The sequence below is a fragment of the Buchananella sp. 103232 genome, assembly GCF_058725725.1.
In genome coordinates this window covers 15,071-28,528 of sequence record NZ_JBZXJM010000030.1, presented here as the reverse complement: position 1 = coordinate 28,528, position 13,458 = coordinate 15,071, and the positions used below count along the sequence as shown (strand labels likewise).

At 68.5% G+C, this 13,458-nt stretch carries 10 protein-coding genes and 1 pseudogene; 1 reads left to right on the top strand and 10 read right to left on the bottom strand.

The window, feature by feature from the left end; translation table 11 throughout:
• Nucleotides 1–1,265 (bottom strand): choice-of-anchor M domain-containing protein (locus AC4PWQ_RS04775; RefSeq protein ID WP_492089928.1); only part of this gene is annotated, 1,265 nt, incomplete at its 3' end.
• Nucleotides 1,266–1,454: 189 nt separating this feature from the next.
• Here AC4PWQ_RS04775 and AC4PWQ_RS04770 point away from each other — a divergent pair.
• Nucleotides 1,455–3,413, top strand: coding sequence for a cell wall-binding repeat-containing protein (locus AC4PWQ_RS04770; protein WP_492089927.1), 1,959 nt, complete (start codon nucleotides 1,455–1,457; stop codon nucleotides 3,411–3,413).
• Nucleotides 3,414–3,511: 98 nt separating this feature from the next.
• Here AC4PWQ_RS04770 and AC4PWQ_RS04765 read toward each other — a convergent pair whose 3' ends face one another.
• The 9 genes and pseudogenes from AC4PWQ_RS04765 to AC4PWQ_RS04725 form a co-directional block, all read right to left on the bottom strand.
• Nucleotides 3,512–4,339, bottom strand: a complete 828-nt coding sequence (locus AC4PWQ_RS04765; protein WP_492089926.1) for a Cof-type HAD-IIB family hydrolase — start codon at nucleotides 4,337–4,339, stop codon at nucleotides 3,512–3,514.
• Nucleotides 4,340–4,395: 56 nt separating this feature from the next.
• Nucleotides 4,396–5,658 (bottom strand): ATP-binding protein, encoded by a 1,263-nt coding sequence (locus tag AC4PWQ_RS04760; RefSeq protein ID WP_371164225.1) that lies wholly within the window; start codon nucleotides 5,656–5,658, stop codon nucleotides 4,396–4,398.
• Nucleotides 5,659–5,787: 129 nt separating this feature from the next.
• Nucleotides 5,788–5,955, bottom strand: a complete 168-nt coding sequence (locus AC4PWQ_RS04755; protein WP_492089925.1) for a hypothetical protein — start codon at nucleotides 5,953–5,955, stop codon at nucleotides 5,788–5,790.
• 63 nt (nucleotides 5,956–6,018) lie between these two features.
• Nucleotides 6,019–7,461 carry an IS1634 family transposase gene (locus AC4PWQ_RS04750; RefSeq protein WP_371177511.1) on the bottom strand — a complete coding sequence of 481 codons (1,443 nt, stop codon included), beginning with the start codon at nucleotides 7,459–7,461 and terminating at the stop codon, nucleotides 6,019–6,021.
• Nucleotides 7,462–7,844: 383 nt separating this feature from the next.
• On the bottom strand, nucleotides 7,845–8,789 hold the full coding sequence (locus AC4PWQ_RS04745; RefSeq protein ID WP_492089924.1) for an ABC transporter C-terminal domain-containing protein: 945 nt from the start codon (nucleotides 8,787–8,789) through the stop codon (nucleotides 7,845–7,847).
• Nucleotides 8,790–8,995: 206 nt separating this feature from the next.
• A pseudogene (locus tag AC4PWQ_RS04740) lies at nucleotides 8,996–9,781 on the bottom strand (ATP-binding cassette domain-containing protein); the annotation flags it as partial.
• A complete protein-coding gene (locus AC4PWQ_RS04735; protein WP_492089923.1) occupies nucleotides 9,782–11,086 on the bottom strand; it encodes a 4-(cytidine 5'-diphospho)-2-C-methyl-D-erythritol kinase in 1,305 nt (434 codons plus the stop codon).
• Nucleotides 11,083–12,036, bottom strand: coding sequence for a 16S rRNA (adenine(1518)-N(6)/adenine(1519)-N(6))-dimethyltransferase RsmA (gene rsmA, locus AC4PWQ_RS04730; protein ID WP_492089922.1), 954 nt, complete (start codon nucleotides 12,034–12,036; stop codon nucleotides 11,083–11,085). The genes AC4PWQ_RS04735 and rsmA overlap by 4 nt, the downstream gene beginning before the upstream one ends.
• Before the next feature lie 198 nt (nucleotides 12,037–12,234).
• On the bottom strand, nucleotides 12,235–13,392 hold the full coding sequence (locus AC4PWQ_RS04725) for a transglycosylase family protein (protein ID WP_492089921.1): 1,158 nt from the start codon (nucleotides 13,390–13,392) through the stop codon (nucleotides 12,235–12,237).
• Nucleotides 13,393–13,458: the final 66 nt, after the last annotated feature.

The window sequence follows — 13,458 nt, the reverse complement described above, 5'->3', positions numbered from 1 at the left end:
CACAAAAAGTCGAGTCTCTTGGGACCCATAGACGTTTTTCGTGCGCCGCTTCGCCAGATGGGCTCCCCGCCGGTGGTCGTGTCCTTGATCCAGGTGACCAGGCGCCCGTTTTCCAGCGTGGAGGCCACGTCCACGTGCCCGTCGTTGAGCACGGTGGCGCCGGCGGCGTTGACGTAGCGGTTGGGCACGCGCCACACCGCGGGTGCGCTGGCGCTCGGGGCGGGCGCGGAGGGCCAGCCCGGGACGTCCAGGGAGGGAACGGGAGAGGCCGAGGAGGCGGCGGAGGCCGACGGGGCGGAGCTGACCGACGGCGCTGCCGAACCAGACGGGGCGGCAGAAACGCTAGGGGCGGCGGAGACCGACGGCGCGGCCGAGCCTGAGGGCGCGGCGGACGCGCTGGGCGCGGGCTGCGCCGGCGCGCTCACCGAGGGCTGCGCAGACGGCTGGCCGGAGGGCTGACCGGAGGGCTGACCGGAGGGCGGCGCGCTCTGGCTCGGCTCGCCGGGCGTCGTCGTCCCACCAGGCTCGCCGGAGGGCGGGGAATCCTGGCTGGGGGCGGCGGTGGGAGCGTCGTCCACCTGGCAGGTCACGCTGAGCGGGTCGACGTCCCCCACCGCGAAGGCGAGGGTGGAGGTGACCTGCTGGTCCTGGCCGTTGACGGTGGCCAGGCGCGTGGAGGAAAGGCAGTAGCCGCCGGGCGCGGTGAACACCCAGGTGCCGTGGACGTGTTTGTCCGGGCCGATCAGGAAGGAATCGGCCTCCCCCAGCCCGTCGGCGGTGTTCCATAGGACGGTGTTGCCGTCGATGAAGTCGGACTGGAAGACGGCCACGTCCCCCGGCCCCTCCACCGAATCCAGGCGCCACTGCACCCCGCCGGGGGCAGCGCCGGCCGGCATGTGCTCGGTGGACCAGCCGGGCCAAACGATGTGGGTGACGGAGGTCTCCGGCAAAAGCCACACCTCCTGGCCCTCCTGGGCGATGAACTCGAAGCCGCCGGGCAGGGTACGCTTGGCCGCTGGCAGGACGTGAAGCACAACGGCCCCGAGCTCACGCATTTGGTAGCCCGACTCCCCGGTGGAGTCCTTCAGCTTGGTCACCAGGCGCCCGCCCTCTACCAGCGAGGCCACGTCCACGTGTCCGGCGGAGATGACGGTGCGGGTGTCGTTTGGTGCGGCGGTGGCGGGCAGCGGAGCAATAGCGCCGCTCAGCCCGCTTATGGCGATAGCACCGGCGGTGAGCAGGACTGATAGTTCCTTGCGGGGCACGGTGGGCTTTCTAGTTAGGGTGTTCACACACGAACCGTTGTGCGAATGGTTATCAATATGACTGCACTATCCTGTCTGTGGCTTCGCGGGGTGTCAACTGGACTCCCCCGGCCGCAAACATCACAAGATTCGCGCAATTTGGCGTGTTTGGGGCGGCCCCGTCCCTGTGGCCGCCCCGGAAAGGAAAATATGCGTAACAGTTCTCACGTGTCCGGCTGGCGGCGCTTTGCCGCAGCCGGCGTGGCAGTCGGCGTCGCCATCGCCACCCTGGGCGCGACCCTGCCGGCTCTGGCGGACGACGCCGCAACGGGCGACAACGCACTCGCCGCCGACGCCCCGCAGCTCGGCCCGATCCAGCCCGCCCCGCTCGGCGACCTCACCGAGGGCAACGCCCCGGCCCCGACCAGTCGGCTGATCTTCGATCGCGGCCACGCCGATGCGATCTCCACCCGCCTGGAGGACGGCCAGCTCAAGCTGATCTCCCGCGTGGACCAGCCTGGCGAGCTGGGCAAGGTGTTCCCGGCAGACAACGTCCGTTTCTGGATCAACGACGTTGCCCGCACCACCCTACGCAATGATTTCTCCCCCGCCGGAGCTGCCGGCGAGACAATCTGGCTGGTCCACCAGTCCGGCATGCTCCCCACCGCCCTGTGGCCCGGCTTCTCCACCGAGCTGGTTCCCGCCGGCGCGCTGGAGACCCCAACCACCTTCACCCTGGACAAGGTGGAGGGACCTGCGGACTTCCGTCTGGTCCTGTTGACTGACGACCTCGCCGCCGGTCGCCAGATCTGGTGGCACGTCTCCCAGCAAGGCACCGTCAAAAACCAGTTCTCCCTGGGCCGCCAGCACGCCCACAGCTACTGGGCCTTCTCCAAGCCAGGCGAGTACAAGCTGACCGTGACCGCTAGCGCACGAATCGGCGGCCAGGAATCCAGCGACACCAAGACCTACCACTTCGTGGTAGGCCCCCAGCTCCCGGCCGCTCAGCAGGTCTCCCTGTCCCTGCGAGGGCAGTCCGCCCTGGTTGGAGAGACCATCAGCTACACCGCCACCGTCGAGCCGGCTGCCGCAGGATACGTGGAGTTCTATTCCGGCGAGGAGTTGATCGGCCACAAGGCCGTGGTAAACGGCACGGCCACCTATTCCTTCCAGTCCCCTGACCTGGGCCGCTACTCCGTCTCCGCGCGCTTCGTGCCGGCACGTTCTGACCAGTTCCAGGCCGCCGAGGCCGCAAAGGTAGAGGTCTTCTCCCGCGTGCTCACCCGCCTGTCTGGTCCCTCCCGCTACGCCACCTCCGCTGCCCTACTGGAGGCCGGCAATTGGGCGAGCGACTACGTGGTGCTGGCCTCCGGCGAAGGCTTTGCAGACGCGTTGGCCTCCACCCCGCTGGCTGGCGCCCTGCGTGCCCCAGTGCTGCTCACCAACTCCAAGCGCTTGGAGACCGAGACGGCCAAGGCCCTGCGCTTCTCCCACGACGGAGGCGTGCGCAAGGCTATCCTGGTGGGTGGCACCGTCTCCATCTCCCCCGCCGTTGAGGAGGCCGTGCGCGGCGCCGGCTTCGAGGTGGAGCGCCTGGCCGGCCCGTCCCGCACCGCCACCGCTGTTGAGGTTTCCAAGCGGATCGAAAAGATCCTCACCGGGCGCGGCCAGAAGGTGAACCAGATCATGCTGGTTGACGGCAGCAACTACCCCGATGCGCTGTCGGCCGGCCCGATCGCGGCCGCCAACCACGGCGTGCTGCTACTGTCCACCGGCGCCAAGTTGTCCAGCGAAACCCTGGCGCAGGCTAAGGCACTGGGCGCACCCATCACGGCCGTCGGTGCCGCCGCCCGCGCGGCCGGCAACCTGACCCAGGACAAGGTGGTCGGCGCGGACCGCTACCAGACCTCCGTGCTGCTGGCGGAACGCTTCCTGCCTGGCACGCCGATCGTGGTTTTGGCCGCCGGCAACGGTTTCGCCGATGCCCTGTCGGCGGGAGCCTTCGCCTCCCTGGAGCGCGGCATCGTGCTACTTACCTCCCCTGCCAAGCTACCGGCGGAGGCCGTTACGCTGCTGGGCAAGGGCGCGGTGGAGTTCACCGTGCTCGTGGGCGGCCCCAAGTCCATCACCCCTGCCGTCGCGGACGAGGTCAAGCGCCTGATCCGATGATGTAGGCGCCCAAAGTGGGGCGGGCAGCGCGAGAAATCGCGCCGCCCGCCCCGTGCTTTGTCCTCGCGGGCCCACCAGCGTCCCGGCGCGGGCCTCGGCTATCCCGCCAGCCCCGCGAGCGCCCTGGTCACGGTGAGGACGCCGTGCTCGGTATTAGCCGGGGCCAGGAAGTTAGCCCCGGCCTTCACAACGGGGTGAGCGTTCGCCATGGCGAAGGAGTAATCCGCCGCCGCTAACATCTCCACGTCGTTAAAGAGATCCCCAAAGCTAAGTGTCTGGGCAGGGCTAATGCCAAAGCGCTCTTGCAGCATCCGCACACCCACCCCCTTGTTGCACGATTCGTCCATGACATCGATCCATGCCTTGCCAGAGACCACAATCTGGTTTCCTTCTTGCAGTGGCGCCAACAAAGGCAGCGACTCGTGGGGGTCTACAGAGTCGTACACCGCCATCTTCACGATGTCGTCACGCACCTCTAGCAGGTCCTCCACCACCTCGAGCCTGGCGTAGTACCGGGCTGTTTCTGCCAGAAATGCCTCGTCACTGCGCTCCATGTAGGCCCAGTCCGCGCCGCAGGCCACCACGCCATAGCGGGTCGGGTCAAGGGTGCGGATTAATTGAACGGTCTGCTCGTAGACCTCGCGGCCCAGCTTGATCAGGGAGATGCGCTCTCCCCCGGTGACCACCACGCCGCCGTTTTCTGCGATATAGGCCAACTCGGGATCCTGGAACATCTGCAGCAGCGTGTAGTGCTGCCGCCCGGAGGCAGGCACGAAGCGGACTCCCCGGCTCTTCAGGGCCGCCAAGAACTCCCAGATACCAGGCGGCAGCTGTCCCTGCCCGTCTAGCAGAGTGCCGTCCATGTCCGCCACCACCATGCGCACATCCACGCTGGCTGGATCGATTTCGGTCCACGAAGTAGTCATGCCCCCAATTGTTCCCTGTTTCCTTGGAGGCGGCACACGGATCGTGCCCCCCAACCTCACGGCCCCAACGCCGCGATGGGGACGACGTGCACGCCGTCCTCGCGCGTGTAGGCCAGGTCTCCCCCCGTTATGACGAGCTTGAAGGCAGGATTACCCAGCTTCTCCGTATCGACGCGCTGTTCCAACTTCAATAGGCTCGCCGCCGCTTCCTCAACGCGGTGCTGCCCCAATTTGATCTCCACCAACCCCCAGCGCCCGTCAGGCCAAACCACTACCGCGTCTGCTTCTAGCCCTGTCTTGTCGCGGTAATGGCGAACTTCTGCCCCGTTGCCCTGCGCGTATACACGTAGGTCGCGGACACACATGGACTCAAACAGGAACCCATAGGTTTCCATGTCGTTCATGAGAGCGTCGGGCCCTGCTCCCAGAAGTGCGGCGGCGATGGAGGGATCCACGTAGTGCCGCGTTGGGGAGGTACGCACTGCTGTCTTGGATCTGAGCGCCGGATTCCACGCCTCGAGGTCATCAGTGACAAAGACTCGCCGTAACGCATCCATGTAGTCGGAGACGGTGTTGGGAGAGATGCTCCCATCCGCTTCTGCCATGTCAGCAACGATCACACCGTGCGATGCCTGCGTGCCTATGTTGCGCGCATAGGAGCGCATGAGAGCGCGCATCCGTCCTGCGTTTCGGTTCACGCCATCTATCCGAGTGACGTCAGAATCGAGCAGACTCGCAACGTACTCGGGCGCCACCCGTAGCGCGTTCTGTTCTCCCAGCCCCACAACTGCGGCAGGCCAACCACCACGGCACAGGGCATGCGCCAAGGCCTCGATGGACATGTCTGCGTCTGCCACTTCAACCGACTCACCGCGCCCCAGAGCCGCAAGCGAAACGGCTTGGTTGGATTCGCCGGACTCGGCCAGCGTCATCGGTCGCATCACGAGCCGCGCAATCCTGCCCACCCCTGAGTGCATGGACTCTTCACCCGGGACAGTCGATCCCGTCAAGATGAACTGCCCTGGCAGGCCACCGCGTTTGTCGACCGCGAAGCGAACGGCATCCCAGAGTTGGGGAGCCATCTGCCATTCATCGATCAGACGGGGGGTTTCTCCCTCCAAGAGTAGAGATGGCTTAAGCCTTGCCTTTTCGAGGTTTGAGGCAGCCTGGTCGGGATTCTGCATGTAGACGATGGAAGCGGCCTGCTGGCTAGCACTGGCAGTCTTTCCACACCACTTAGGCCCCTTCAGCTGGACTGCCCCGGAGGCCTGCAGCGCTGCAGCTAACTCTGCGTCGATGATGCGCGGGCGATACTCCATAGCCCCCTCGTTTCCCTGGCGTTTCAAGGAAAGCGTACCACCACTGCGACAGTTGGACCGTTTCCATTGCGACAGTTGGACCGTTTCCATTGCGACAGTTGGACCGTTTTTACTGCGACAGTTGGCCGCTCAGCCCTCCGCGACCTCCAGGGCCTCCAGCCACTCCTCCTCGATGGCCGCGCGCTGCGCCTCCAGCTCGCCCAACCGCACCGAGAGCTGCTGCAGCTCGGCCAGCTTGCCCGCATCCGCGCTGGCAGTCGCCATGTCCGCGTGCACCCGCTCGATCTGCGCGGCCACCTTCTCCAGCCGCCGCTCGGCGCTCGCCGCCGCCTTGCGGGCCGCGTCCTGACTTGGACCTCTTTAGTAACCAGGTAGGTGGTTGAGGATGGCGTGGGCGTCTGGGCCCGGGTCGGGTTTTGCGGTGACTTCGTGTCCGGCGATTTCGATGGTGACTTCCCGCAGGGGGCGTAGTGTGCGCACGATCTTCTTGATTGACACGCCGGTTACTGCCTGGAGGTGACGGGCGATGGCTAACGCGGTGTAGACGATGGTGAGGTGGGCCTCGATTGACTCGCGGACGTGGTGGAACATGGGCCGGGCAGATAGGTCGGTCTTGGCCATACGGAAGGACTGTTCCACGTGCCATAACTGGTGGTACTGGTTGATCACGCCCGCGCCGTCCAACACGGTGGTTGGGATGTTGGTGACGTAGCCCTTGAGGCCGGCCAGGTCTCGCGCTTTTTGAATAGCGGCCTCATCCAGGCGTGTCTGGGTGCCCGTCTTCTTCAGGAATCGGGCTGTTTTCGGGCGGGTCTGGCCAGCCAGAATCGCCCTGGCACGGTTCTCCTGGGCGGTGATTGTGGTGTTGTCACGCACAAACCGTTTGCGCGAGTACTGGTAGACCACCCTGCGGGTTTTGCTCCCCATTCGTGTCGTTGTCTCCACGATCTGCCCGTCGGTCATGAACGTGCCGTGGCTGTGGAAGTGGTCGGCCAGGTCATGGGGAGCCTTGGCGATACGGGAACCAACAATGAAGCCGTAACCCGCCTCTTCCAAGGCATCCAGGTTGGCTGCGCAGAGCATGCCTGCATCGGCAACCACGACAAGGTCTTTGACCCCGTGCAGAGCACGCATTTCCTGCAAGACCGGTAAGAGTGTGCGGGTTTCGGCCCTGTTGCCCTCGAAACAGCCAATCTGCAACGGGAACCCGGTGGAGTCAACGAGCAAGCCGACCACGACTTGCGGGTCCACGCGGCGTTCCTTGGAGTAGCCGACCTTGCGTAGCTCGTCTTCCTTCGGGGCCTCGAAATACAAGGTCGTCACGTCGTACAAACACAGAGCCAGAGTGCCGCGCGCCAACGCGTGCTTGTAGCAGGCCTTGGCGATCTTGCTGCGGTAATTACGTTCCTGACAGCGCTTGAGTGCACGTTTGATCGTGGAGCGATGCGGGGCAGCAATCCCCAACTCCTCCAGGATCCGGATCGTTTCTACCTTTGAGGCCGGCTCGACCAGCCGGGCCAACACGAGCTGGCGAAATGCTTCGTCGTCCACCACCGAAAATCCCAGGCGGTACCACGCCTGTTCCAACACACCCCACAACAAACGTGAGGCCTGGCCTTTAACTACTGGCGCTGCCAGCGAGGTGCCCTGACGCTCAGGGGTACAAACACCATCCAGATCGAGTTCTGCTTGGCCGGCGTGCATGCGTTCGTGTGCCAGGCGGACCAGCACGGCCAGTTCAGCCTCGTTGTGAGCCGAGCCCACGTGCGCCAAGACGACCTGACGGCCATGCTCCTTGGTCATGATCTGCACGGCCACAGCCCCCGAGGACGTCCTCACCTTTCGAACATACGGGCTCACCACAGCAACTCTACCCAGCCGCTAGTAACCCGCACTCCCACCAAGAAGCCCGGAAACACAACAAAAACACCCCACCCACACCCCAAAAACACCACCAGAGGTCCAAGTCAGGACTTAGGCCCCTTCAGCTGGACTGCCCCGGAGGCCTGCAGCGCTGCAGCTAACTCTGCGTCGATGATGCGCGGGCGATACTCCATAGCCCCCTCGTTTCCCTGGCGTTTCAAGGAAAGCGTACCACCACTGCGACAGTTGGACCGTTTCCATTGCGACAGTTGGACCGTTTCCATTGCGACAGTTGGACCGTTTTTACTGCGACAGTTGGCCGCTCAGCCCTCCGCGACCTCCAGGGCCTCCAGCCACTCCTCCTCGATGGCCGCGCGCTGCGCCTCCAGCTCGCCCAACCGCACCGAGAGCTGCTGCAGCTCGGCCAGCTTGCCCGCATCCGCGCTGGCAGTCGCCATGTCCGCGTGCACCCGCTCGATCTGCGCGGCCACCTTCTCCAGCCGCCGCTCGGCGCTCGCCGCCGCCTTGCGGGCCGCGTGCTTCTGCGCCGGGGTGTACTGGCTGGCCGACGCTGCCGCCCTGCCGCCCCCACCGGCGCCCGCAGCGTCACCCGCCGCCTCCTGCGTGCCGGCCGCCGCGCCGGGGGTAGCCAGGGAAATGGCGCGGGCGGCAACGTCGTCCCCCTGCTTGGCGGCCTCGATCTGGGCCTGGCGCATCTCCAGGTACTGCTCCACGCCGCCGGGCAGGTCGCGCACGCTGCCGTCCCCCAGCAGGGCCACCTGGTGCTCGGTGACGCGCTGCAGGAAGTAGCGGTCGTGACTGACCACCACCAGGGTGCCCGGCCAGCCGTCCAGCAGGTCCTCCATGGCGGCCAGCGTGTCCGTGTCCAGGTCGTTGGTGGGCTCGTCCAGCAGCAGCACGTTCGGTTCGTCCATGAGCAGGCGCATGAGCTGCAGGCGGCGGCGCTCGCCACCGCTGATCTCCCCCACCGGGCTTGTCCAGGCGCGCTCGCGCCGCTGAAGCCCAGGCGCTCCACCAGCTGGGAGGCCGTCAGCTCCTTGTCCCCCACCATCACGGATGCGCCGCGCTCGGCCACGGCCGTCCACCACGCGCAGGTGGGCCACCGCGTCCAGGTTCTCGTGCGTGGACTGGGACAGCACGGCCAGCTTGACGGTCTTGGCCCGCGCTTGATCCGTCCGGCTGCTGGGCGGCAGCACGCCCTCCAGCAGGCGCAGCAGCGTGGTCTTGCCCGCACCGTTGACGCCCACGCATCCACCACGCGCTCGCCCGGGGCCAGGCGCCAGGTGACCTCTCGCAGGATCTGGTTGTCCCCGTAGGACAGGCTGACGTTCTCCAGGTCGATCACGTCCTTGCCCAGGCGGGCCGTGGCCATCTTCATCAGCTCCACCGTGTCGCGCGGTGGCGGCACGTTCTCGATCAGCTGGTTGGCGGCGTCGATGCGGAACTTGGGCTTGGAGGTGCGCGCCGGGGCGCCCCGGCGCAGCCACGCCAGCTCCTTGCGCAGCAGATTGTTGCGCTTCTCCTCAGCCACGGCCGCGCGCCGGGCCCGCTCGGCGCGCTCCAGGATGTAGGCGGCATACCCGCCGTCGTACGTCTCCACGCGGCCCGGGATCTGGGTGCCCGGCTTGTCGATGCAGGGCACCACCTCCCACACCCGGGTGCAGATCGCATCCAGGAACCAGCGGTCGTGGGTGACCACGGCCAGGGCGCCCATCTCCCGCCCGCCCCGCCGACCGCGAGCGCGCAGGTGGCGGGCCAGCCAGTCCACGCCCTCCACGTCCAGGTGGTTGGTGGGCTCGTCCAGGATCAGCACCTCTGCCTCGGTGGTCAGGACGGCGGCCAGGGCCACACGGCGGCGCTGGCCGCCGGAGAGCTCGCCCACGCGCGCGTCCAGCGCGATCCCATCCAGCAGGCCCGCGTGGATGTCGCGGATGCGGGCGTCGGTGGCCCACTCGTGCTCGGCCTTGCCGGGGTGGATCACGTCCACCACGCGGGCGTCTGCCGGCAGCTCGTCGCCCTGGTCCAGCATGGCCACGCGGGTGGAGCCGGCCAGGGTCACGCGCCCGGTCTCCGGGGCCAGCTTGCCCGCCAGCAGGCGCAGCAGCGTGGACTTTCCCGCGCCGTTGGGGCCCAAGATGCCGACGCGGGTGCCGTCCTCCAGGCCCAGGGTCAGGCCCGCAAAGACCTCCCGGACGCCCAGGTGAATGCCTACCTCGTTCAGTCCCAGCAGGTGGGCCACTTAGTTCTCCTCGTCGATTCGGGTGCGGGCGCCGGGGACGCCGCCGGCGGTGAGGGCCACACTGGCGCCGCCCGGCACGTCGGTGCCGGCGCCAGGGCCGGTGCTGGTCGCGCTCGCGCCGGGGACGGGCCCGGAGGCCACCACCGCGCGCAGCGGGTAGCCCAGCTCGTCCTCGCCGAGCGCGGCGGTCACTGCGGCGGCCACCTGCTCGGCGTGCTCGCGCGAGCTGCACAGCGCGGCGATGGTGGGGCCGGAGCCGGAGACGAATGCGCGCAGCGCCCCGGCCTCGTGTGCGGCGGCGATGGTGCGCTCCAGCTCGGGGCGCAGGCGCAGGGCGGGGGCCTGTAGGTCGTTGGCGATCAGCCCGGCCAGGGCGGCGGCGTCCCCGGCGCGGGCGGCCTCCAGCAGCGCGGCGGGTGCCACTCGCGGGGCGGCGGCGTCGGCAGCGTCGTCCACCCCGGTGGCCTCGCTGGCCCGGTCAGACTCGTTTGCCCGGTCGAACTCGCTTGCCCGGTCGAACTCGCTTGCCCGGTCGAACTCGCTTGCCCGGTCGAACTCGCCGAACACGGCCGGGGTGGAAAGCCCCAGCGGGGAGGCGAAGAAGGCCAGGTGGAGCTGCGGGGCGCCGGGCAGGGCGGCCATTGCCACGGGTTCGTCGCCGCGCGCGCCGGCGTGGGCCAGGCCGCCCACGAGGCCGAAGGGAACGTCGGCGCCCAGGCGGCGGCCCAGCGCGGTCAGCTGGTCCAAATCCAGCCCGGCGGCCCACAGCTCGTTCAGGGCGCGCAGGGTGAGGGCGGCGTCGGCCGAACCACCGGCCATGCCCGCCGCGATCGGCACGCGCTTTTCCACCTCGATGCGGGTGGGCAGGGCGTAGCCGAGGTGGGTGGCCAGCGCCACCGCAGCGCGCACCACCAGGTTGGTGGCGTCCACGGCCAGCTGCTCGCTGCCCTGGCCGGCGAAACTAACCTCCAGCCAGTTCGGCAGTGCACCGACCGCGCCCGCTGCCGCCCCTGCCGGCCAGGGCTCGCTGCCAATCCGCACCGGCTCGGTCCCCAGCAGGGTGGCGCTTCCGCGCTCCTCCAGGTCCACCGCCAGGAACACGGTGTCCAGCAGGTGGTAGCCGTCGGGCAGGCGCCCGCCGCAGCCCAGGTACAGGTTGACCTTGCCGGGGGCGCGGGCCTCCACCCGGTCGCCCACGCTCACGCCCCGCACCGGCTCGCCTTGGCCGCGCACCGCCTCGGGGGACGACGTTGCGCCCACACCCCCCACCGGCACGCCTTGGCCGCGCACCGCCTCGGCGCTCACTTGCCCGCGCCCGGCTGGGCACCGGCATGGCCGCCCGCCTTGGCCTGCAGCTCGGGGGCAAGCTGCTCGGCGATGGCGGCGAACTGCGCCACGGTCAGCTTCTCCCCGCGCGCCTGCGGGTCCACGCCGGCGGCCACCAGGGCCTCCTCGGCGCGCGCCGGGGAACCGATGAACGCTCCCAGGGCGGCGCGCAGGGTCTTGCGACGCTGCGCGAAGGCCGCGTCCACCACGGCAAACACCTGCTCGCGGCTGGCGGAGGTAGCCGGCGGGGCCCCGCACACCAAACGCACCAGGGCGGAGTCCACGTTGGGGATGGGCCAAAAGACGTTGCGGCCGATTGCACCGGCCAGGTGAGCGTCCCCGTACCAGGCGGCCTTCACGGAGGGCACCCCGTAGACGCGCGAGCCGGGCGCGGCGGCCAGGCGCTCGGCCACCTCGGCCTGCACCATCACCAGCACCTCCTTCAGGGAGGGCAGGGCGGCCAGCAGCGTCAGCAGCACCGGGACGGCCACGTTGTAGGGCAGGTTGGCCACCAGGCGCGTGGGCTGGTTCCACTCCCCCGCGAAGCCGGCGGCCAGCGCGCGTTCCTGCAGCAGCTGCGCGCTGGTGATGGACAGGGCGTCGGCCTCCACCACGGTGAACTGCCCGACCGCCTGCGGGGCGCGCTGCGCCACCGTGTCAGGCAGCGCCTTGGCCAGCACCGGGTCGATCTCGATGGCCGTGACGCGCGAGCCCGCCCCCAGCAGCGCCAGGGTGAGCGAGCCCAGGCCCGGGCCCACCTCCAGCACGTGCTCGCCGGCGGACACATGCCCGGCGGCGACGATCTTGGTCACCGTCCCGGAGTCGTGCACAAAGTTTTGCCCCAGCGTCTTGGTGGGGCGCACGTTCAGGCGAGCACACAGCTCGCGCACATCAGCGGGGGCCAGTAGGCGCACAGCGGGAGTTTCCATAGGCTCCCAGCCTAACCGGGCGGTGGCGGTGGCGGCGCGGCCGGGCGGCGACGTCGGCCACCATCAGACACATTCTGACGGCCGACGTTCCTCCCGCCACCGCGCGTGCCACGCCGTGCCTCGCTTCAACGCAGAAACAAAAGGTCGGGCGCGGGAAGCGTCTCCACTTCCCGCGCCCGCACCTTGGCAGATTCGCGTCTAACGCAGCCCCAGCATCGCGGTGCAGGCGGGCCACTGGCCCCAACCGGCGCGCTGCTGCAGGATCTGGGCGCGCATGGTCTGCTCTGCGGCGGAGGCCTCGGAGGGCAGGCCGGTGCCGCCCACGGAGTACCAGGTCGGCAGGGAGAACTGGTACATGCCGTAGTAGCCGTTGCCGGTGTTGGTGGCCGGGTTGCCGCCGGACTCGCACTGGGCGAGCGCGGCCCACACGTCGCCGCCGACGGTGTAGTTCACGCTCTCCTGGGAGCCACCGCTGGCCTGCTGGCGCACGGCCGGGCGCTCCTTGGTACCGATGCGAACGATCTTCTTGGTGGGCTGAGCGGCCACGGTTTCACCGGTCTTGACGCTCACCACGGCCTTGCCGTCGCGGGTCTCGGTGTAGGTGTGGGTGACCAGCTTGCCGGGGGCGCCCTCCTGGGCCACCTCGGACTCGTCCTCGTAGAGGTCCTCGGTGTGCTCCTCGACGGTCTCGAAGGCGATCTCGCTCTCCGCGTCGGTCACGGCGCGCACCACGCGCACCACGGTCACGGTCACGGCGCCGTCAGCGGAGATGGCGGACTTGACGTGGTCGATCGGGGAGACCTCCACGCCGGCCTGCTTGAGCACACCCTCGATGTCCAGGGCACCGGCGGCCACGAGCTCGGTCTTCTTGCCGTCGGCCATGACGGTGACCTTGTCACCCTCGGCCACGAGCGGCAGGGCCGCGATCTCCTGACGCAGCACGGCGCGGGAGGCGGAGAAGCTCTCCAAGCCACCCTTGGCGGCGGCAGCGGCGGCCACGGTGCCCTCGGTGGTCCACACGGTGGAGTCGCCCAGGGTGAGCGGGGTGGCGCGCTTGATGGTGATGGTGGCGCCGGAGCTCAGCGCGGCGGAGGGGGCGGGGACAACCAGGTCGTGCTCGCCCACGGCCACGCCGGCAGCGGCGAGCGCGCCGGAGACGTCACCGGAGAAGGTGGAGATGGACTGGTTGGTGCCGTCCACGGAGATGTTGACGGTCTTGTAGTTGGCCAGGGCCACTGCCCCACCGGCCACCAGGAGGGCGGCGGCGGAACCCGCGCCAATCCACTGGATCATGCTGCGCTTGGAGCGCGGCTTGCGCTTGGAGGGGGCCAGGGTGTTGGGCTCGGTGACGGTCATGCTGTCCTTTGCTGTTCGTGGGCGGCCAGCGAGGTTGTCTCGCGAGGGATGGCCACCCGGCGTCAT